Here is a 21,174-nt window from a genome sequence, read left to right as displayed (position 1 = left end):
ACTTACTTCCTAAATTGAATTTTACCTGCAACGATAATCAAACCGTTCACGAACTGCGGTGAATCTTGGTAGTTGACGCGCTGCTTGTTGGTTTCATCGAGCTCGACAATGAGCGACTTTTTGTAGCCATCGAAATCTTGCACGATGCCTTGGTATTCCAAATCTCGATACAAGGTCAACAACCTGGCTTTGAACATGGTCGGCGTCACGATCGGCTGACCTTTGGCGAACTTGGTTCCGTCTTTCGCGACTTTATGGCGAGGGTAGACACTTAAGATCAACGAACGCTGTTTCTGACGAAAATACATGGCGGTTGCCGGCGTCATGACATCAAGGTAACTGTTGTCCGTTACGCCAGCTGCGTTTTCGGTGTAAGCGGTAACGGCGCGCTCGACTAACACTTCATTCGCTGAGTTCACCGTGTAGGTACTTAACCCTTCATACAAAAAGAGGTTACGTTCAGCCCAGTCCCACTCTTGTGCTGCCAATGAGTAAACACCGTTTAACTTGAGCGTTTGCAGGGGCCTACAAGGGTCGATGGCCAATGACGGGGCGATTTGACCAACCCATGCGCCAATCGCTGCCGCGTCAGACAATGGCGCTTCTGCAGAATCCCCCAAGTTATTGATGGGCAGAAAGTTGATTAACGCGCAATTGCTTGTTGGTGCAAAGGTGATGAGCTCTGCGTGTGTGCCTTTCTTAGGTAGATACGCGATGCCTGGTACTTGCTCTAATGCGCCATATCGCTCTTCAAGAAAAGCCCCTAACTCACGAATGGTGGTGCTGTCGTTCAATGAGCACATGATGTGGTGGTATTGAACGTCACCCAATGCGGCTAAGGCGCTTGCGGTATCACTATCTTCAACACTGACTGCAAAGATAGGCATGGTCTTATCTTGTTTACGGAAATAGGTGATCATTTCCACTAAGTCGCTATTGGCACCAAACGAAGCTGCCGCAATCGTCTCATCCATACAAAGCGTGACTTTGTTTGGCGCGACCGTTGCGTCACTGACCGCATTACCTATAGCCAAGATAACTTGCAAGTCTTCTGCGCTGTTTGCCAGGCTATTATCAATTTCAATGTAGACACCGGGAACGCGAGCGGTGCTGGGTACTTCAGCAAAACCAATACTCATTATTTAGTTTCCTTTTGGGCTGTGGGCTTGGCTGTTTTATCGATGACCACGATACTTTTTTCAGCGAGTCGACGTAGCCAGTAAGCGTTACGAGGTTTATCTTCACCTGCCGCTTTCAGTGGCTCTCGGGTTGTAGGGTCTTTCACGATTAAGCCTGTTTTCGCTGGCTTAATCTTGAAAGTGGGTAGCGCCGTTTTCTCTACTGCTTGTTTATCCATTACGTTGCATCCTCTAGTGCAAAGTGTTCCGCTGCCATGGCGAGTAACTCTCGCTCTAGAGCAGGCGTCCAACCAATGAAGGTTCGTTTGGGCATTTGGTAATTGCGTTTGGTTTTCACGCCACCTGTCCATTGACCTGTTTTACTGTTGTAGTGACCATTAACACGAGTCGTAAATGACACTTGAGCGCCTTGGTTGTGCTCTTGGCCAATGCGACCTACGACGCCTTTTAGACCAACCTCAAAGCTATCTTCTGTCACATGAGTTCTTAACGCCTGGCCAAAACCCAGCAACATGTTTTTATTGTTCACGGTGTTCTGCGCTTGAGTGCCATCCCATAGTTGGGTTGCCTTTCGCCGCGTTCGGCTTTGGTACGGGTTATTGTCTATATCTCGCTGAGCTCGAATTTGCTGACGAAAGAACTGCCGTGCTCGGTTGGCCATGCGCTTATTCAGCTCAAACTTATCACTGGCCGTCAGCACTAAGCTTTCCACAACTTGAGTCAGTTGCTCAGGCGTCGCGAGTGTTAATTCACTCATGGCAAATCATCTAAGTGGCCGACAAAGTAGACCAATTCACCAAGTTGGTCTTCATCGGCTCGCGCTTCAAAGCCACTGATACATTCATAACGGGTATCACCTTGCTTCCAATTGCCTTGTTCGTTTTCTTGAAGATTGAACTCTTCACGAATATCAATTTTCAACTTGAGATCAAACGCACCTTTATCGAGAGGCTCTAGCGCGAACGTCGGCATAGGCAAGCCTTTTTCCGCTCGCTCTGGGTCGTACTTGTTGAGCCAGCTGACTAATTGCATAAACAACACTTGTGGCTCTAACTTGGCGCTTTGTAAGAAAACGATGGCGGTATATTCAATTTCAAACCCATCGACATCGGCACCCTGACCACAAAATAAGGCGCCATCCTCCGCCCACACATCCATTTTGGCCGCATCGGTTACATGGCTTTTGAATAGGTCAGTTAAGCTTTTCAGCGCTTTCATTACACCCTCTCAAAGCAGTAGGTTTCTTCTGCGTGGATCAAGATGTCTATGGCTTGGCGGTACTGCACTTCACACTCTTCTTTCTTACTAGTGAGCGCTTCTTGTCGGTCTGCCGCTTCGGCGGTGGCGTCACCACTCATTTGCACGCTAATCAGTTGAGCGGCGGTCAGTGCGAATACGGCCTGCTTATAAAGTGTTTCGGCCGAGTCATCATCACCAAAGCGCTCTTGAGATAACGCCGTCAAACTTGCAAAAGGCATTAAGGTGTCTTTCAACTCAGAATGCACTTTAATGCGTGACACCGTAGCGTGGTGCAGAATGCCTGCCTCTGTTTCATTGCTTTGGAAATGGAACAGAGACTGAAACTCTGAAATCTTCAGGGCTGGATATTTAGCCGTGGTTGGCAACTCAGATTCATAGCGCTCGTTTTTATCACCGACAAATTCCATGACTTATCCTTACAGGGTTAGGGAATGCAGGCCGACAATCGCGAATAACAGTTAGCACCAAAGCGCACCTGAAACAGCAATAGAGCCTGCATTGAGGGGGTGTTAGTTTCTAGCGGTTGGCTTAATGCCAAGCACCGTTAATCCAAAGCTTCACATTTTTGAATTCAATGGCTGCGGCTTTACCAACTTCTTCGAGCACGTAAGCCATGTTCATCGACTCGAAGTTTTCAATTTGGTCTTTTTCATCGTTCTTCTTACCTGCAGAGCGGCGAACTGAACCTTCTTGAATGTAGATGGATAAGTTGTCGTAACTGGTCACCATGATGCCCGTCGATGGGAAACCTGGTACTTTCACTGCAGGCAGACCGCCATAGGTACCGATGACTTGCAGCTCTTGAATTTTGCCTTTTTCGCTTGGCGTATTACCGTGCGCTTCGTAGAACTTGGCTTTGTCATAAGCAAGCAAGTCAGAGCCGATGATGGCCACAAGGTTTGAGTCATTTTCACAGGCATCATGCAGTAGGTTTTTCGTTTCAAGCACGGCTAGGTCTAGGTTGATGAAGTCACCACCTTCACCGATACGAATTTCACCATCCGCTTTTTGTCCCGTGGTGATTAAGCGATCTTCGTTATGATCACGCATGGCTTGGAACCAACCTTTATTCACATCTTCACCGTTCGGATTAGCGCTAGCATCGGTATTTTTAGCGACACTTACGCCATACCAACCAATGGTGATTTTATTGGCGTCAATCTGCTCTCGGGTTGCTTTACTGATCAAGGCGTTGAAGTTTTTATGGTGCGCCCACGCGTCCAGTTTTGCGTAACGAAGCGCGGTATCAAAGTTTGTTTGCTCACACATGTAAGGCATCGCCCCCATGCTTGAGTGATCTTTCGGTGTACGTTTGCCCGAACCCGATGTATCGGTACGACTGGCAATCATGCCCGTAGCGCCAAGACCAATGGATTCACCTTTTTGATTTTTCACTGAGATGATGTTGATTTTGCCTAGGAACCAGTTGCTTTCACGGATAGCCGCGATAATGCGCTGAGTACCATTCGGGCTCACGTTAAACTTCTCGGTTGCATCATCTACATCGTTTTGCGCTGCCACGGCTTTCACGTAGGCGCTGAGTTTTATTTTGGTCTGCTTTTGCATGTTCTTACCTAATTCAATTCGTTATGGGTTGAGGGCGTGTCGAAGCCTATAAGTAGCGCTCTTCGTCATTACCTTCACCGGCTAACTTGCGCTGCTCTTCATCGGTCAATTTGCTGAATTTTTCAATTTGACCGGTTAGGTTTTCTACCTGTGAAGACAGTGTCTCTACCTGGTCTTTTAGTTCGGTGACATCCGTACTGTCTTCAGCTTCAGCAGGTTGCTCCGGCGGCTTACCATTGGTGTTCAACTTTTCAACTTGTTCATTTAACTGGCTGAGTTGTTGCTGATTTTCTTTACCTTGCTCAATGCTTTGCTTGAGTAGCTCTTCAAGTTCTTTACTCATGTCGTCTTCTTCCTGTTGTTGTGAGAGCTGCTCAAGTTCACCTTCGCCCTTAAGCCAGCGTTTAAATGTATGGAACATCGAGGCTTCTTCCTCGGTGTCTTTCGAGAGTTGTTCTGGAGTAATTTGAAAGTTCGTTGGGACGCACGCTTTATCTTTGCTGTTGGCCGACAATTGAATCTGCGTCGTACCTAACGATGCTGGCTCATCAGTCAGGGCCAATCCGGTCAGGTAAGCTTTCCCTGTATCTGCAAACTTTTCATAGAACTCACATGAGGTATGTAAAAGCTGTCCTTGCTCAGCCATACGTAAAAGCATTGAGTTTGGTTTCAGTACGGCGAATAGCTTGTCTTCTTTCTTTTCGACAGAGAGGACAGAGCCGTACTTATTGCTCCACGGGTAGTGGTCTGCATTAATTCGAGCTGTATAAACGTCTGGGCTATAAGTTTCTGCAATCTCATCAATGATTTTTTGCTCAATGACTCGACCATCAATGGTTGCTCCTGCCTGTAAAATACAAATTAGCTCTGATTGGAACATGCCTAAACTCTCCTAAATTCGATGATTCCAATTTACCCAATGCTTCCGCCTTTTTGTATTTGTCCTAGTTCTAAACACTTGATATAGAAATCGTTCAAGCTGAGTAATCACCGGCGCTGTAGCACTATGCAAACATGGAAAATAATGTTGTTAGCGAACCGCTCTATACCGCCGACCAAACGAAAGCTTTGGGACTGTTTTTACGCCAACGTAAGCCTGCTGAAATTGCAGAAACGGTTAGCGTAGCCACACGCACGGTTCAAAAATGGATAACTCAGTTTGATTGGAAAACGCTGAGGGATGACGCGCCCGTCGAATTAATGATGAGACAACGCATTGCTTACTTGATGTGGGTTGACCAAAAACTTGAGAGCCAAGAGCGTGAGCTCAAGATGTTGCTCGAACAGCAATTTAAACGTGATGAAGCTGAGCAAAGGCGCAACCGACCAGCTGGCCGAAGTGATGGCGAGAATAAGCGTGGTCGCAAGCCAAATAAGACGAAGAACGATGTATCCCACATCACCAAAGAGATGTTGGACGAGTATCGAGAGAAAACCTTCTTCGAATACCAAAAGGACATTCATGGCCATAAGCAAAACGATGAGATCAATGAAGTGCGCTTTTATCTTAAGTCGCGGCAGATTGGTCTTACGTTCTATTTTGCCTTTGAAGCGTTTGAAGATGCGGTGCTGACTGGCGACAACCAGGTGTTTATCTCTGCGTCGAAAAAGCAGTCTTATATCTTCAAAAACTACATTCGTAAGTTTGCGCTAGAGATTGGTGAAGTTGACCTAAAAGGTAAGGACGATATCGAGCTCAGCAACGGCGCGAACCTCGGTTTTATGTCCACCAACGTAGCGACCTCTCAAGGCTTTAACGGCCACATGTATTGGGATGAGGTGTTCTGGATCCCCGGCTTTGCAGATTTAGATAATTACGCTGGCGGTATGTCGATGCAATCGCAGTTCCGTACCACTTACATTTCGACACCTTCCACTATGGCCCATGAAGCCTACCCGAAATGGCAAGGCAAGAAAGAGCACGGCATTGATATTAGCCACAAGGCGCTAAAAGCCGGTGCTTTGGGTGTTGATTTTATCTTCCGTCAAATGATCACGGTGGATGATGCGATTAAGAAAGGCGCGACCTTCTTCAACATGGATAAGCTCAAGCGTAAATATCCGGTTAAAGAGATTTTCGACAATCTATTGCGTTGTAAGTTTTTGGACGACAGCGCTTCATTCTTCTCACTGAAAGCACTACTGGCGTGTAAGGCAGACAGTTCACTTTGGAAAGATGTCGACCACGAGAAAGCAAGACCCGTGGGTAACGCAGAAGTTTTAGTCGGCTATGACCCAAGAGGTGGTGGTACGGGTGAGAGCTCGGATGATGCAGGCTTAGTGGTGGCGTTAAAGCCTAGACGTAAAGGCGGCGTGTTCCGATTTATTGAGCGGGTTCGCCTTAAAGGCTCCAGCTATGAGCAACAAGCCGACACCATTCGCGGCATTACTGAGAAATACAATGTGGTGTACATGGCCATGGATACCAGTGGCGTAGGCTCGGCTACCGCTGAGCTGGTTCGTAAGTTTTACCCAGCTCTGGTCGAGCTGGATTACTCACCTGAAGTGAAACGACTGATGGCCTACAAGTCGAGAGAAATCATTAACAGCGGCCGCTTACAGTTTGAAGCGGAATGGGATGATCTCGTTCACTCGTTCTTAATGATTCGCCAGCAAACCACTAAGGTGAGTAACCAAATTACCTTTGTTTCTAACCGCAGCAAAATTGGCTCTCATGCCGATTTAGCTTGGGCTTCGATGCATGTAATGCGTTGGGAGCCGATTGATATAAACAATGACACCAACACCAGTGTCGAGTTCTTCTAGCCTAATTTTGGAGAGGCCAAGTGATAGAGATTGAATTTTCTAACCCCGTGAGCGTGATGAACAGCGACATTCTGAGCTATTTAGAAGTGGCGTTGGTTGATGGTTTATACGAACCACCGATTGCGCTCGATACCTTAGCCAAGGCACTGCGCACGAACCCGATGCATTCGAGTGCGATTGAGTTTAAGCGCAATACGTTAATGCATGCCATTGCGCTGAGTGGATTACTTTCACGCCAAGATGCAAAGCGCTTTATTCAAGACTACTTAACCTTTGGCAATGCCTACTTACAGGTCATTCGAGGCTATGGAGGACTGGGTGAGCCTATTAAGCTCAAACACATACCTGCTTTGTATATGCGTAGACGTGAAGACTTAGGTTGGACGTACAAGCCAAGAGCTTACGATGATGATGGGCGCATCGACTACAAGAAAGGCCAAGTGTTTCATTTGGGCGATTACGATGTAGCGCAAGAGCTGTATGGTTTGCCGAGTCACATTAGCTCTTTGACCTCTATCTGGCTAAACGATGATGCCACCTTGTTTCGTCGTCAGTACTACCGTAACGGTAACCATGCAGGTTACTTGCTGTATATGAATGAGCCAACCATGACCGAGAAACAAGAAAAGGCCATCAAAAAACAACTGCAGGCTCAAGAAGGCATGGCGTTTAAAAACCTGTTTGTGAATGCCAAAGGTAAAGACACCAAAGCCCCAGAGCTTAAACCAATTGGTCAGGTGGAAGCCAAAGACTCTTACAAAGAAGTAAAGAACCAAACCATGAACGAGGTGCTTTCGGTTCACCGTGTGCCAATCGAGTTGATGAGCATTCGACGCGAGAGTATTACGTCACTCGACTTGAACAAGGTCGATTGGCTGTTCCACAAGAACGAACTACTGCCACTGATTGATATGATGCAAGAATTGAATGACTTCGTTGAGTTCCAAGTAATAGCCCCTAAAAAATATATAAAGTTGGAAGTCATTTAGTTAAGGTTAATAAAAAGCAGACTAGGATTAAGTGATTGAAATTACCATGCTTAAACAAAAATATTGGTCTGCTCAATATTTGTCACACTTATTTTTTCATACAGTACAATAAAGCAACATTTTTAGGTCTGGTTTCTTCATCTCCAGTATTTGAGGTTTTGGAGTTGTAAATGTATGGCTCGTTGTCGCCATCTCCCCCAGAATCGCCTACGGTGTTTTTGAGCGCATGATTTTGCTTACCCCATGCTTCCATCCAATAGATATCTTCGTGTGGGTGTGAGTGCGATTTTAAAGTGTCATTTTGTATATGCCCATACTCTCTAGAGCCTTCTGGATCGATGTTACTTCCCGACTTGTCAACACCTCGGATAAATCTACCGTAAGCGGGTTCATATTCGATCCAACCGTGAGGACAAGAAGCCGATGCAAAGGCAAGGACTGATTTAGGAGGCGTGACATTGTATGACTCTACGATTTTGGGGATTGTTATTGGGAGTGCAGGCCCACTTGTCATAACGCTTATATGTCCTTGAGTATATTTCAATGTCCCAACACCATTAACTTCTGATATATCAGGGGGACTTCTACGACAACTAATATGTATATTTGAATTGTCGATAGTTGGCTTGGATTTTGTCATTACGAAAAACTCGTCAGCGCCCTTATTGATTTTATCTGAAGCTAATTCTGAACCATCTTTATTTTCAATAGTACAAGAATATCCAGCTTGGGTTACACCGTAAAACAAATGAGTTCCATCTGAGGTTGAGTCAACGGTAAAATGAATAAATTCATCATTTTCACCTTGCACTGATGGGGTTATCTTGATGCCCTTTTTAGCAATGTTTTGGCATTGGTTCCAAGCATCTAATGCAGGTTCACTGATTGTTCTCGCTTCTTCAAATAACTTTTGGCGTGAAGAAGCGAATTCAGAGTTATTGTCGCACCACTGCTTGAGTCTGCTTCTCATGTGTGAGCTGTTAGAATCACCACCACCACTACCGTATCCAAAAATGCTAATACTTGCTTTTTTGACTGAACTGTCAGAAGAACTATTAAAGTCTTGTCCGCAGTTACTATGCCACTTGTAGGCAATAGAGTGTTCAGCACTCATATGACGTGTAACGTTTGTTACTCCATGCTCAATAAGTGAATTGCAGTGGTCTAAGTTGTCTGCAAGTACATTAAACGAGAAAAAAACAACTATTAGGCTAACAGTTTTCATTCCAGAACCTTATAAGAATAATGGGTATACTCATAAGTGATCAAGTATAGACAATACATTTCATATTGCGTGTTAATTTAATAACTCTGGCAGTTTTTGTTAACTCAGTTCACTTCGCAACCAACTGCACCGCCTTACAAACTTTACTCTTAAAAATTAAGATGATGAGATATCATTTATTTTTGAGCAATAGAGCTTTTATCCAGGTTTGAAGGTCTAAAAGCTTCTGAGCATTCTCAGCACAGGTTTGCAGGTTCGCCACATCTTCCGCTAAGACTTCGGCGTCTCGCTCGTAACCTGTAGCGGTTGTGGCGGCACCATCAGGGACGGTGGAGGGTTGCTGAATACCGATTGCTCGATTATGCGCTCGCACTGATTGGGCACGGATGTGCATCCAGTCAGGATCGTTAACAACGCACTGCTTATCAATGTTCTTTTGAGCATACTTGATCACCTCTTTTTCTATCTCTCGAAACTCAATTCGAATATCAGGCTTTTGGTTAGCAAGCTTCACGGCGAGCTGAAAAGCCTCGTTTTGTTTTTGCTCTACTTTGTCCCATAGGACATTTTGCGCTTTTAAGGCTTTGACCTCAGTGGTGGTTACGCCGTAGTCATACGAACAATAAGCGACACCGCTAAGAGCAGCAGCAAAGGCGATGGCTTTAAACAAAGTTAGATATTGGTTTAGCATGATCACCACCCATTCAAACAAACTTGTTGTTCTTTGGTTCGGCGTTTAGGAATACCGGCACAGTTGCTTTGCTTGAGTCGGCAGTCTTTACCATTCACAAACACCCATCTTGGGTACTCGTTACAAGCGCCTTGATGATCACCTTGGTTAAACTTCTTCAGTAAGGTAGAGCGCGTGAAATTACCGGCGCCAAGGTTAAAGACAAAGCTCACCATCATGTCGTATTCGCCCTGGCTAGCGGTTTGGTTGATGTGTTTGTTTACCACTTGTTCGGCAGCTGAGATATCTTCAACAAAATACTCAGCAGCTTGTTGCTCGGTTAACACTATCTGTGGTGTAACACCGCTTGTATGACCAAGTCCCGCAGTCCACACATCGGCACTGCATTGGTAGGGTTTGAGTCTACAACCTTCTTCATTCGCGACATGGCTGAGGCCTTGCTCACTGGTAGTAAGCTCTGAATCAATGGTAAAAACAATGGCAAGAACGGAGGCAACAGAGCACACCACAGTCTGTACTGCTTTGGTTTTTATGCTCAAGCTGAACCCTCTTTTTTTGAGTTCAACTTGTCCAACTGCGCTTGGCTGAGCTTGGTTGCAATCGCGTAGTGACGAATAGCCATAATGCCTGCGCCAATACCGACCGCAACAGACAAAATTTGGAGTGCGTCATTCACGCCAAAACTGATTAGGGTTGCACTAACGGAGGCTAAGATTTTCTTTAGGCCAGTGACATCGAGTAGTGATACGACGAGTGCCTTTGCCTCTGATTCATTCATTGGTTTCTCTCTTATGGCTAGATGATTAGTTCCCCCATAAGCAGTGTATCTCGTTGAGTTTTAAAGGGGACTGATGGCATTTCTAGTGTCGAGATATAGAAGTTCAGAGGGCAGGAAGAGAAAACCCAGCGCAATGGCTGGGCTTTGGCGTTAGATTGATATTTAAGCGGTAAGGCCAGAAAGAATAGGGCGACCGCAATCAGGGAAGTCTGATTGAACCAGGTATTCAGTAAGGAGCTTTCTATCACCAAGTAGAGAATAGTAATCCCCTTCGGTTAATGAAGAAATTCGCAACTCAGAGTAAATTAGAGGGATATCATTGTCCTGCTTATAATCAGACACTAATCTCTCTACCTTATTTAGTTCAGATTTTTGCCAACGTCGTTCCTTTTCTAAACGTTCTTGAGGAATGGTTGTATATAGCTCAGCTTCTTCCCAAGTCAGCGTCTTCATTCCTTGTTTAAATCGACACGTTTCTGCGTCGTATATTTGTCCGTCAACATCAAGGTAGTAATGGGTGTTTTTCATAATTATTCTCTGATTTCGTGAACGTAAAGCGTTCCAGATTGCGCATGAATTTTGTATGTTGAACCCTTGGGGACAAGAGCACTAACCGATGCTTTCATTCCGTTTATCGCGGTATTACCGTTTGCTGCAACCAACTTGCCATCAATGTAAAAATCAAGATAAGCGTGAGAATCAACGGAATATACTCTTGCAAAGACATATATAGAACGCCCGGTGTTATTCGTATAAACCACGTTGCTTTGCCTCGCGACAGGCTTAATGCTTTGACCCTCGCCAATCATAGGTGGTTTATTATTGGGGCTGTAAACTCGTTGTCCTTTTTCTAACAAGTTAACCTTTACATCGAAAGCACTCATGGTCAGTGAATATATTCTTGTCAATGTTATTGCGACGCCAGCAGTCACATTTGAGGCCATTGAAAAATGTGCCGAAGCAGAGTCGAGATCGACGGATGTTTCGAAACGATATGAGGAACCATCAATAACAGGCGTACCGCTCGCGTGGTTATAAGTTGAGCTAGCATTTCCATACCCATCATTGGTGGTCATGGTTGCTTTCGCATTCTTTTGTTGGTAACGCTCATCAGCAGTTTGCTGGCTCATTTTACTAGCGGCTAGATCATAGGCTGCTTTAAGCCCATTGGCTGAAGCGGCCAAAAGGCGGGATGAAGAATTAGTCTCATCAGTCAACTGAACCACCCCAGCTCTAACATTAGTTGCTGTCCGTTGAAGCAACTTTTTTATCGTTAAAAACGCACTATCATCAATACCAGCGTCTATATCAGTATCTCGTGCTATTTTGGCAATACCCGAACGATCTTCTGTAGCACTATAAGCCTCAAGTAACTCTACAGAGATGTTATCAATGGTGGACGCGGCTAAATTAATCTCACATGCTTCGATAACAACCGTATCTTTTCGCTTATAAGTAATGACTTCACCATCACGGCTATCAACGGCGAAAAGGGTTCCGTCATCGAGCCAGTAACCGAGCTCCTTACCTTCAAAGGCTTCAGAACCATCCCACACGGTTTCGAAATGCAGGCGACCTAACGCCGTAACCTCTCCGCGAGTAATGGCTTTGCGTTGCACTTCATTGCGCAGGTCGGTTTGGTCTGCCGTAGGCGCATAGCCCTCAGTGCCAATACTGATTTCTGCTATTTTGTAACTAATGCCAAGCTCGCCAGCTCGAATTGAAGCCGCGATACCCGCATCAGTAATCAATAAACTCATTGTGTTACCTCGTATTTGTGCAGGTTTCTAATATGTCGATAGTTCGCCATTTGGTGGTGAACAATAAAAGCTGAGTGATACACCCAAGCCACTTCAGTGTGTGGTAAGCGGTACTTTTCAAATGCTTGCCAAGCTTGAATACTTAAGTGACGAAACGAATCGTACAAAGAACCATAAATAAGGTTGGGATGGCTGACTTCATCAAACACCATTCCACTTTGCTGGCCAGCTGTAGTGTTTAACAAACTTTGATAGTCCGACACTTTCCAACCAAATTGTTGCTCTTCAAACTCAGTCAATAGAGACAGTTCAATCTCGTCATGGGTTTGCTTGAAGTCTTTGGCCATGCCTTTGATGGTGTTGGCCAGCTCTAGGTTCTCGGTGTCTTGCCAATATTCGCCTTTGGGTAATAACCCTCGATAGGCGCCTTCAAAATCACCGGCACTGTATTCAATAATTAAGTCGGAGGTGTCCACGTCACACCTCCTAATACATGTATCTGATTGTTGTTAATGGCGACTTCTCCAACCGGAGAGCGAACAATAAAGTTGTTGGTCACGGTAGAGATAGTTAAAACAATTTCGGTATTGGTGATGGATTCCGGCTTTTGGGTTGTCGGATCGATGTTGCCCATTTTCTCTTTCACTAAGTTTTCGAGTGCAGTGACCACATGGTCTCGTACCACTTGGTCTTCAATGCCTTGGATCTCGATATTGATTGGCGCTTGCTCTGGTAGGTGAGCCAATGGGTGGCAACCTGCAAGCCGATTTTGTTCAAACGTGCTTTGCACCAATTTGACCACTTCGGCGCTTAAAGTAGGATTGTTTTCTCGCGCACCGATATACACTTCAACCATGCCTCGTTGTGGGGTGTTATCAAGCGCCCAAGCAAAATCCACATCTGAGTGAGCCGATACCGCCCACACTTCGTAATCTGCCGCTTTGCCAATCAGCTCGTTCTTTTCAAATGCCACGATGACACGCGCTCGCCAGTGTTCTAATTCTTCGATATTGGCGCCTCCGCCAATGCCAAGTGAAAGCACACGGTTTGGGTCAATACCGCTTAGTCCTTCGCTTAACGTAAGCACTGCACCTTCGGAAAGATTAATATCTACGCCAGATTCAAGTGCAATAACATCAACGGGGACGTTGCTGTATTGTTCTTTGGTGGTTTCGTACTCGTAGTTAGCATGCGTTAGACGGGTGCCTTTTTTGATCACCACCGTGCCACCAAGTTCAGTGAACTGGACTCGACCCGTTGCGAACGTGGGCAGCAATCGAGGGGCTTTATGACGATTGGCGTGTAGGTATAACCACTCTTCAGAGCAGGTTTCAGGGTGCAGTTGCCTGAACAGCAAATCTTGATAACCATATTGTCCATAGCTGACACCAGCAATGGCCGCGGCTATCGCTTTGGTTGCGGGGTTGTTTTGCCCTGTTTCAGATACCAGATTGGCTTCTGCGCGAGCAATTAAACTGTCTAGGCTTCGTTGTGTACTCATTGGTTAACCTTTGAAAGTGGAACATCAAACTGAGAGCCATCGGCTAAGGTGATCATCACATTACGACCCATCTGATTTGGCTTCTCTCGCCATACTGAAACCTCAACCGCTTTAGCGTGGCCGTCTGTAATGAGCCAAGCGAGCGACTCTTCACAAAACCGTTTAGCGAGGCTGAGCGTTTCGTCTGTAAGCTTTGCTCGTTTGAGCGTCCAATCACGAGAGCCGACCACGTTTATCAACTCATTGCTCCAAGTGCCGCCACGCTCATTACTTGTCATACGGGCGCGATCGTTTTGAGTGGATTCGGCGTAGTTATAAACACTCTGCAGAACGGCGTGGGTTAATCCCTCTATAGAGCTGAGTGGTGCCGTCAGGGCGGTTAAATTGAAATGGCTCATCCTTTGTTTGGCCCCTTGGTGGTTCTTGTTGTCCCATCGTCTGTGTAGTCGTGGTCATGCTTTTCAACTTTGACACCGCCGAACGTACCGGACGCGCCACCCACAGAACCGGTGACATCAGCGTTCTTGGTGACTTTCAGATTACCGCCGATTTCTACATCACCAGAAAACGTGGACTTAGGTGCGGTAACGTTCACAGCCGTTGCGTTCACTGTGGTTTCTTGCGCCGATATCACTTCTAACTTTGCGCAGGCGTTTATCTTGATGCCTTGCTGCGTGAAATGAACAAGATTGCCTTTGTCATCAAGTATCGCGACTTCACCAGGCTGTAACTCTATTTGGTGACGTTCGTCTTCTACGTTCACGGTAATGCCGCGAGATGTGGTTCCACCAATGAACAGGTTGTAAGTTTTCGACCCTGGTAATGGATGGCTCATAAACCCGTAGTTGTGCACGCGTTTTATCTTGTCGTTGGTTCGGCCTGTCGCGGTTTTGATTTGTAATCGGCCTGTGGTTGCCCCTGTGACAGTGCCGGTACCAATTACGTTTTTGATTCTGGCCATTAATCGCTGTTGCTGCTGCAGAGCACTAGACATAGCTTTGCTCCTTAAACGGCCTAAACAGCTCAACCGATGTTTCTGTAGAGCCTTCAGACACTGATAGGCCAAGCGACTTGATCACCAACATCTCACTGAAGCTTTGCTCTTGGTCAGCGACTCGAATCACTCGGTTTAATCCATCAATGGCCAACTCAGGGAATATGTCGGCAATCATGCTTGATGCTGTCAGGCTTCGAGCAATGGCGAGGTTGCGCTCATATTTAGCACGAGACAGGCAAGCTTCACGGTTTTGTAATTGGTCACTGGTGATCACCATGGTGCGTGAGCTATCGACGTTTGGATTGACGACCTGTGCGCTTGCGTCATCCCACTGGCCTTGCACATCAATGGTGTGAAATTGCTGATTGAAGGTGCGTTTGATGTTCAGGCTGTCGATGTTGTTGCCCGTTTCTAGACCGATGTTGCTGATAGTTGCATGCGCGGTGTTTTCAATGATCAACACGCCATTGCGCTCAACCAACATCAAGCCTTGCTCTCGAATGAGCTGCGCTAGGTTCTCTACCGGTGATTCGGCATTTATCTGAAACTCAGGGATGACCGGCATACTCTTCACCAGGCTTTTCACTTTCAAACCAAATGGCTTGGCGACATGGCGAAGTAGTTCTTCGACGTTCAAGTTATAAAGCGCATCCATAGTGATGCGTGAATCAATCATGTTGGCACTCTTCGAACGGCCAGAAATGGAAACAGCGTGAGCGCTTGAATCAGTATTGGAGTCCACACCATCAATCTGACCAATCAGAATAGATTTATCGTTAAGGAAGAACTCGACCGATAACGGGCTTTCAATACTCACCGGCTCAATTGAGCAACTGAACGTGTGGGCCAGCTGTTCAATGGAGTAGTTGAGGTTTGCTTGATAAAAGGTGCGCGGCTTGCCATCAATGTGCATAGTTAGCGTGTTCATGACACATCCCTCACGGCAATGTCACCACGAATGAAGAGCGGGTGCTGCAGTGCATTCATTTTAGTGATGACTTTTTCTTGAGTGAACTCATCGTGCGCAATCGTCAGCGCGGATTGAAAGCGTGGTGATTGCACCGTTCTATGAGATGCGGTACCGCTGACTACCTTATCTTGCTGAACTTTTACATTGCTTTTTAATGTCGTGACTGCGTCGAACAGTTCAATGCTTTCAAGCGTCGACACTTTGGTGGTGTCTTTGATGCGCTCATCGATACCAACAATCAAAGTAGATAGATCATTCTTGATGGTTTCAGGCTGCTTATCCGACTGCGTGATATCAAAGCGGTCGCCTTTCTCTAGGTGTGTGATGTCTTTGTTCATCTTCACTGCGCCCGTCACCATTTGCACATTATGGTGCTGAGTTGGCGTGTCCGGTTTCACTTCATTTAACAGCAAAGCTTGAGCACTGCGCGAGTTGTCTACCGCTTCATTACTTGAGCTTGGTTCAGCTTGAACACCATCGGCTACCGCATCCACTGACGTAGAAAACAGATCGGCGAACTCAGTTGGGTTGGTGCTGAGGCTACTCACTGCCGAGAATGCTTTATTGATGGCGTAGTTAATGTCTTGAAGGTTTTCATCTTCGAGGTTCAAACGGTTGGTGATGTCGACCAACACGTTCAATGCGCTGGTGACATCACTTTGAACCCTGTGAATGTCTGATACATCCAAGCCGTTTACTTCTTTTACGAAAGAACGTTTCGATAAGCTCTCGACTATGTTGGCCTGCGTTTTTGTACGAACTGAAGTCGGTGCATTGATTGATGGGGAAGAGCCAGCGCGAGCAAACTTCAGACTCAGCGTGACCAAGCCTTTCTTGGTACTGATGCTTTGTGATACGTCTTCAAAGACAAGCGGCAGCTCACCCAACCAAGGATGCTCTAGCTCGCCAGTTGGTTTTGCTTCTAGGTTTTCGATGAGGGCATTAGCATCGGCCAGGGAGCTGGAGCCAACGAACACCGCTTCAATCGTGTAAGTTCGGGCTTTTGTTCCCATGACTTTGATGTGCGGTAGGTCAGAGTAGGGGATTTCGCTGACTTGCAAGCGCTTACCACCATCAAAGGCGGTCGAGAGGATATTGAGCTTAAGCCCATTCCATCTAGCGTGCTCGTACTGTCGTTCCCACATCAAAAAGCCACCAACTACAGAAGAAAATCAGAATTAGGCAGCGAGAATAAGATTAGTGATGGAGTAGGGCGCTCAGGCCCTGTTCGGACTCACCCACCCCTCCACACCAAAATTCCACACTGCAATTATGCGATCTTAGAACCGCATTTTATTTCGGTAGTTGTATTGGAACACAGCCCCCGATGTATCTACATCGAGGGCTGTTTTAGATAGGGGATTTAGAGATCGTCCGAGATCGTTTTTGTTCGTTATGTGTCTTTGTTCAGCCTTGCTAAAAAGTTATTATAATTTTCCGAATGATACGGGCTGTCAGGATCGATTTCTAAGCTTTTTAGATAATATTTTTTGGCTTCTTCAACTCTACCGCACAGGGCCAGAAAGTTAGCGTAATTTCCAAGGTTATTGGAGTTATTAGGGTCAACCGCTAGTGCTTTTTTATAATATTGTTCAGCTTCGTCAAGTCTATCTAACTTGTGGAGTAAATTTGCATAATTCCCAATAGTGTTGATATGTACAGAATCAGCAGCTAGTGAATTTTTGTAATATTTCTCAGCTTCTTCATCTCTATTTAATTTTTCGAGCAAACCGGCATAATTGCCTAGTACCCAAGCGTTTTCGGGCTCTATCTTTAGTGCGTCGGAAAAACTTTTCTCAGCCTCGTCATCCATGTCGAGATCCATAAGTAAATTAGCGTAGTTATTCAACAGTTGGTAAGAGGTAGGGAGTATAAGTAGAGCTTGCTTATAAACTTCTAATTTTTCTTGGTCAGATTTCTTTTCGTCAGCTTCAAACTCCCAGTCTAACCAACTTTTTTCTTCTTGAGAGTTTACTTCTCTTAGCTTCTCTCGTATTTCTGTCGGACTATCGTTATAAACTTCTTGGATCTTTTGGTCTAGCGTGTCCAGCATTTTTGTTGTATGAGCTGCCACTGCTCCACGTTGTGTACCTCTTTCATAACCCCACGTAGAACCGATCTTAAACATAAGTTGATCAAAACCAGGGGTAGGAACTAGTACCCCCTTATGTTTTAGCATCAATTCTTTAATATCCTCGTTTGGTTTGTCACCTTTTTCGTAATAACACCAAAATGGACGGCCGCTAATGTCGTTAGTTTCGAGGTTTTTTAGGAAGTTCATCAAGCTACCATCATTACCACCATAGCCAATAAAGACGGGAGTATAGAAGCTGAATATATTCTTCAATGCATCTACCCAATCAGATTTTAACTCCCCAACACCTTTCTCATCATTGATTGGGTCTGTAAAAAGATCTCTATGGATTTTTGCAATCATAGGGCGACGCGACATAGGCTTTAGGTAGCTTGCCAAGCTTTCATGTCCTATAACTAGAGGTGTTTTACCTCCATAGATATACATAGAATCAGCCACTAGGTTATCAAAATTGGTAGTTACGACCATATTATGACGGTCTTGAGCGAGTACCCAAGCTAACACTGCATAGCCAAAACTAGGGCTGCCCTGATCAATTGCTTTTTCTAACTCTGCGTATCCGGACTCATGATCACCATTGAAGCAGAAACTGAATATTTGTGGATAATGAGCAGCCAAATTATTTGCGTCCCAGTCCTTTATCTGTAAGGGGTTACCCTGCAACCAATTATCATACTCATCTTCATTGTTATTACGACGAAAGATAATCTTCATCCATTCCTTGGCAAGAGAAGCAGCTCCTTTAACATTAGACTCAATAGAAGCACCAGCACCTAATATGAAGACAAAACGGCGGTCAGGCATAGTTTCGTGAATACGTTTAAGTTCATCTAAAAACCCGGTCAGTGACCACTCTTGTTCATTATCCATCTATATTCTTAATTTTGTATTAACCTAGTGTTCTGTAATTTATAGATAAAAAAAACTATACACAATTGAAAATTCGAGATTTTCTCACTTTTTTAGATAAGCCATACTACTATTACATCAACTTCTTCTATTCATCATCACACCCTATAAGCCTTCAGTAACTTCTCATCCATTTGGTTCAGCTTGCGCACGGCCAATGAAACACGCTTGCTTGATACGCCAGTTCTTAGTGAAGCCAGCTCGTAAGAATAGCCAGACTCGAACACTAGCTTCACGGCTTTGCGAGTTTGTTCTGGCATATCTCTTTTTGAGATCACTTCAAGCAAAGCATCAAGGCGCTTTTTAGGAATAAGGTTCATATATACAAAATACCCGTAGTCTAGCCTGCTTGTTTTAAGTGCTTGGCTGTTCTGATTCAAAGATATCGATTTGGTTCACATCACCTTTGCACAGCTCGGGCTGTAGCTTAGGATCTGGCGGCACTCCAACTGAGTCGATAATCCCCTCGACAGAAGTAAGCGTATGAAAGCGAACGCCACAGTTAAAATTGAGGCACTGCCAGTAGGCTTTCCGTGTCTCGTTTGACATTTCTTGTGAAGTAACAATTCGGGTTTTGCATCCGCATGTTGGGCATGGCATTAGCATTATTGTAATCTCCCTTCCAAATAATCTGCTTTGGCACTTTGCCAATAACTCACTTCATCCTCATCGGGTTCTTCGGGTATGTAAGGTTCACCAAGAACCGATCGCCAATAAGCCCGCCGTTCTAAGAAGTGGTGATATTGCGCTTGATAAGTTTCATCTGCTTCTTGCTTTAAATCGCTACAATCGATATCACGACAAGTCATCGACCAACCTCTAGCACCAGCTGCCCACATCAAGAAGTTGTCCATCCGTTCTTTGGCTTCGTCGCCGTCAAAAGTTATCGAGAACCGGTTACCACTAGAAGCATGCATTTGGCGTGACTTCATTTCTTGCGTGGTTTTCTTGGCCGCATGTTCTAAGCGAATAATTCGCGACTGCAGTTTTTTCAGGTGTTCTTCAGGCTTGCCTTGTTGCTTGGCGATACTCGACGCTTTCACGGTTTGAGCTTTTTGCTTATTGATACGTGAGATAGTTCGCAGCAAAGGCTTTTTCCACTGCTCAAGCTTGTAACCCAATTCACGGATAACAGCAGTAATATTGTCAGCTTCAAACGAGGCAAGAGTTTCCCAACTTGGTGCACGTGAGACTCTTGCTATGCTGTAACGATTCCCCTTAATTAAACCTTGGTCAGCGTTATTACCTTTGGCCGCGTAGCCCACCGCTTTAATGAGATAAGTGCTGGCTGCTTTCGGCTGTCTAATTCTTTCGATGTGAGCCATGCCATGACCCCATAGCGACTCCAAACGTTTAGCCCAGTCTTTGAAATGCTTTTTATCGACCGTCCAATTCAACAATAAGTGAACGTGCGGGTTGGGTTCGCCATCTTCATTCATTGGGCTTTCGGCTACCCACATATAATGAAAATCAGCTTTTTCTCTATCAGGACCAAAGGGCGAAGGCTTCGCCTTGAACTGTCCAGGAACGTAGTCACCACCTTCCGTGTACCAACCTCGGTGAAACATCTTTTTGCTGCCATCGAGAAAGCGGGAAGTTTCGCGCCCAATACTGGTATCAAGTGGTTTAATGATTTTGAATGGTTGTTTTGGTAACTGTGTATACAGGCCGTCTTTGCCAGGAATAAGATCACCGGTATCTCGTTCAAACTCGACTGGAGTGAACGGGCCGTCAGCATCGATGCCTTCATCCATTGCGCCAAAAATGGCGTGACGTTGTGCCGGTGTAAAAGTCAAAGTCAGAAATGTCGTAAACCCTTCATGGCATTGAGCAACATAGGCACCACTCTCGAACATGTTCGAAACGCTCTTTGGTGTTAGCTTTTCCGTATAACGAGTACCCGAATTAGCCTCGGGTGCATTTCCTGCAGGCGTCTGGGTAACAATTTGAGCGCGCATTTGCCCTGACCAGTCTCGTTTTTGCAGTTGAAGAGAGATTGGTGATAGCTTCCTCTCGAAAGGGGGCCTTTTCTCATGCTTCAATGGTAAAACTCGCGCGGTATTTCGCTCTGTACTTGCGTATAGCGCATCAAAGCTTTCATGGCCCATTCGGCTATCAAGCTCCGTCTTAGTGCCAATGGGCTGCCCGATAACCCTTATACGCTTGTTGATTCGAGCCAACTTTAAGCGCTTTTTCTCGTGTCGGACTTTTGCGCCCTTGGACAAGCCTAGTGTCTCCGGCCTTTCGGCCGCCGCTTCGCGGTCGGGTTTGGAGTTTGAATTTAGCCTTTTGAAATGTTCAGTTGCCAACTTAACATCTGTAACGTGCTTTGATTTTTGATTAAAAACACGGTCGTAAACAGGAAGAGATTTAACCACACCAGAATCGAGCAATTGTTGTTCGTATTCTGTGTAGTGAGGAATTTTGGAACCTAAAAAACCAGCTTCATAGCTGGCATTAGCAATTTTAACTTCATCAATGGGCCGGACGGCTCCGGCCACATGGTACAGAGTTTCAATCTTCATCGC

25 protein-coding genes are annotated in these 21,174 nt (G+C 45.5%); 2 read left to right on the top strand and 23 right to left on the bottom strand.

Translation table 11 applies throughout. From position 1 onward, the window contains the following. Positions 1 to 2: 2 nt before the first annotated feature. The 7 genes from AB4274_RS13715 to AB4274_RS13685 all read right to left on the bottom strand — a co-directional run bounded on the left by AB4274_RS13715 (position 3) and on the right by AB4274_RS13685 (position 4,845). Positions 3 to 1,139: a phage tail sheath subtilisin-like domain-containing protein gene (locus AB4274_RS13715; RefSeq protein ID WP_372112347.1), complete on the bottom strand. Its 1,137-nt coding sequence runs from the start codon at positions 1,137 to 1,139 to the stop codon at positions 3 to 5. Beyond that, the gene (locus AB4274_RS13710; protein WP_372112345.1) at positions 1,139 to 1,357 is read right to left on the bottom strand and encodes a DUF2635 domain-containing protein; all 219 of its coding nucleotides are present in this window, start codon (positions 1,355 to 1,357) and stop codon (positions 1,139 to 1,141) included. Before AB4274_RS13710 ends, AB4274_RS13715 begins: the two co-directional genes overlap by 1 nt. Next, entirely contained in the window at positions 1,357 to 1,896 is a 540-nt protein-coding gene (locus tag AB4274_RS13705; RefSeq protein ID WP_372112343.1) for a phage virion morphogenesis protein, read from the bottom strand. Before AB4274_RS13705 ends, AB4274_RS13710 begins: the two co-directional genes overlap by 1 nt. Further along, positions 1,893 to 2,357 (bottom strand): phage tail protein, encoded by a 465-nt coding sequence (locus tag AB4274_RS13700; protein ID WP_372112341.1) that lies wholly within the window; start codon positions 2,355 to 2,357, stop codon positions 1,893 to 1,895. The genes AB4274_RS13705 and AB4274_RS13700 overlap by 4 nt, the downstream gene beginning before the upstream one ends. Further along, positions 2,357 to 2,806, bottom strand: coding sequence for a head completion/stabilization protein (locus AB4274_RS13695; RefSeq protein WP_372112339.1), 450 nt, complete (start codon positions 2,804 to 2,806; stop codon positions 2,357 to 2,359). The genes AB4274_RS13700 and AB4274_RS13695 overlap by 1 nt, the downstream gene beginning before the upstream one ends. A gap of 121 nt (positions 2,807 to 2,927) precedes the next feature. Then, a complete protein-coding gene (locus AB4274_RS13690; protein ID WP_372112337.1) occupies positions 2,928 to 3,965 on the bottom strand; it encodes a phage major capsid protein, P2 family in 1,038 nt (345 codons plus the stop codon). A 46-nt stretch (positions 3,966 to 4,011) separates the two neighbouring features. Continuing rightward, a complete protein-coding gene (locus AB4274_RS13685; protein WP_372112336.1) occupies positions 4,012 to 4,845 on the bottom strand; it encodes a GPO family capsid scaffolding protein in 834 nt (277 codons plus the stop codon). A 134-nt stretch (positions 4,846 to 4,979) separates the two neighbouring features. Here AB4274_RS13685 and AB4274_RS13680 point away from each other — a divergent pair, with 134 nt between their 5' ends. After that, entirely contained in the window at positions 4,980 to 6,731 is a 1,752-nt protein-coding gene (locus tag AB4274_RS13680; RefSeq protein ID WP_372112334.1) for a terminase large subunit domain-containing protein, read from the top strand. Positions 6,732 to 6,751: 20 nt separating this feature from the next. Continuing rightward, positions 6,752 to 7,720 (top strand): phage portal protein, encoded by a 969-nt coding sequence (locus AB4274_RS13675; protein WP_372112332.1) that lies wholly within the window; start codon positions 6,752 to 6,754, stop codon positions 7,718 to 7,720. Between the two features lie 88 nt (positions 7,721 to 7,808). Here the strand turns inward: AB4274_RS13675 and AB4274_RS13670 are convergent, their stop codons facing one another. The 16 genes from AB4274_RS13670 to AB4274_RS13595 form a co-directional block, all read right to left on the bottom strand. Next, a complete protein-coding gene (locus AB4274_RS13670) occupies positions 7,809 to 8,945 on the bottom strand; it encodes a hypothetical protein (RefSeq protein WP_017109416.1) in 1,137 nt (378 codons plus the stop codon). 172 nt (positions 8,946 to 9,117) lie between these two features. Then, positions 9,118 to 9,636: a hypothetical protein gene (locus AB4274_RS13665; RefSeq protein ID WP_372112330.1), complete on the bottom strand. Its 519-nt coding sequence runs from the start codon at positions 9,634 to 9,636 to the stop codon at positions 9,118 to 9,120. A gap of 2 nt (positions 9,637 to 9,638) precedes the next feature. Beyond that, a complete protein-coding gene (locus tag AB4274_RS13660) occupies positions 9,639 to 10,175 on the bottom strand; it encodes a lysozyme (protein WP_108208235.1) in 537 nt (178 codons plus the stop codon). Next, positions 10,172 to 10,414, bottom strand: coding sequence for a hypothetical protein (locus tag AB4274_RS13655; protein ID WP_102371042.1), 243 nt, complete (start codon positions 10,412 to 10,414; stop codon positions 10,172 to 10,174). Before AB4274_RS13655 ends, AB4274_RS13660 begins: the two co-directional genes overlap by 4 nt. Before the next feature lie 162 nt (positions 10,415 to 10,576). Then, positions 10,577 to 10,942 carry a hypothetical protein gene (locus AB4274_RS13650; protein WP_372112328.1) on the bottom strand — a complete coding sequence of 122 codons (366 nt, stop codon included), beginning with the start codon at positions 10,940 to 10,942 and terminating at the stop codon, positions 10,577 to 10,579. A 2-nt stretch (positions 10,943 to 10,944) separates the two neighbouring features. Further along, positions 10,945 to 12,174, bottom strand: a complete 1,230-nt coding sequence (locus tag AB4274_RS13645) for a tail fiber protein (RefSeq protein ID WP_372112326.1) — start codon at positions 12,172 to 12,174, stop codon at positions 10,945 to 10,947. Further along, complete coding sequence (locus tag AB4274_RS13640; RefSeq protein WP_372112324.1) at positions 12,171 to 12,650, bottom strand: hypothetical protein; 480 nt, start codon at positions 12,648 to 12,650, stop codon at positions 12,171 to 12,173. Before AB4274_RS13640 ends, AB4274_RS13645 begins: the two co-directional genes overlap by 4 nt. After that, positions 12,632 to 13,675 (bottom strand): baseplate J/gp47 family protein, encoded by a 1,044-nt coding sequence (locus AB4274_RS13635; protein WP_372112323.1) that lies wholly within the window; start codon positions 13,673 to 13,675, stop codon positions 12,632 to 12,634. The genes AB4274_RS13640 and AB4274_RS13635 overlap by 19 nt, the downstream gene beginning before the upstream one ends. Beyond that, positions 13,672 to 14,073, bottom strand: a complete 402-nt coding sequence (locus AB4274_RS13630; RefSeq protein WP_372112321.1) for a phage GP46 family protein — start codon at positions 14,071 to 14,073, stop codon at positions 13,672 to 13,674. The genes AB4274_RS13635 and AB4274_RS13630 overlap by 4 nt, the downstream gene beginning before the upstream one ends. Continuing rightward, positions 14,070 to 14,669: a phage baseplate assembly protein V gene (locus AB4274_RS13625; RefSeq protein ID WP_372112319.1), complete on the bottom strand. Its 600-nt coding sequence runs from the start codon at positions 14,667 to 14,669 to the stop codon at positions 14,070 to 14,072. Before AB4274_RS13625 ends, AB4274_RS13630 begins: the two co-directional genes overlap by 4 nt. Then, entirely contained in the window at positions 14,662 to 15,600 is a 939-nt protein-coding gene (locus tag AB4274_RS13620; RefSeq protein WP_372112317.1) for a phage tail protein, read from the bottom strand. Before AB4274_RS13620 ends, AB4274_RS13625 begins: the two co-directional genes overlap by 8 nt. Then, positions 15,597 to 16,787, bottom strand: coding sequence for a DNA circularization N-terminal domain-containing protein (locus tag AB4274_RS13615; protein ID WP_372112316.1), 1,191 nt, complete (start codon positions 16,785 to 16,787; stop codon positions 15,597 to 15,599). The genes AB4274_RS13620 and AB4274_RS13615 overlap by 4 nt, the downstream gene beginning before the upstream one ends. Positions 16,788 to 17,035: 248 nt before the next feature. After that, positions 17,036 to 18,607 carry a tetratricopeptide repeat protein gene (locus AB4274_RS13610; protein ID WP_372112314.1) on the bottom strand — a complete coding sequence of 524 codons (1,572 nt, stop codon included), beginning with the start codon at positions 18,605 to 18,607 and terminating at the stop codon, positions 17,036 to 17,038. A gap of 137 nt (positions 18,608 to 18,744) precedes the next feature. Then, entirely contained in the window at positions 18,745 to 18,966 is a 222-nt protein-coding gene (locus AB4274_RS13605; RefSeq protein WP_372112313.1) for a hypothetical protein, read from the bottom strand. 34 nt (positions 18,967 to 19,000) lie between these two features. Then, a complete protein-coding gene (locus AB4274_RS13600) occupies positions 19,001 to 19,252 on the bottom strand; it encodes an ogr/Delta-like zinc finger family protein (RefSeq protein WP_372112311.1) in 252 nt (83 codons plus the stop codon). After that, a complete protein-coding gene (locus AB4274_RS13595; protein ID WP_372112309.1) occupies positions 19,252 to 21,171 on the bottom strand; it encodes a hypothetical protein in 1,920 nt (639 codons plus the stop codon). The genes AB4274_RS13600 and AB4274_RS13595 overlap by 1 nt, the downstream gene beginning before the upstream one ends. Between the last annotated feature and the right edge of the window lie 3 nt (positions 21,172 to 21,174).

The organism is Vibrio sp. 10N.261.55.A10, from assembly GCF_041470825.1.
Classification (GTDB): Bacteria; Pseudomonadota; Gammaproteobacteria; order Enterobacterales; family Vibrionaceae; genus Vibrio; species Vibrio crassostreae_C.
Note: the sequence above shows the minus strand (reverse complement) of the source record. Positions and strands in the feature narration are given on the sequence as shown.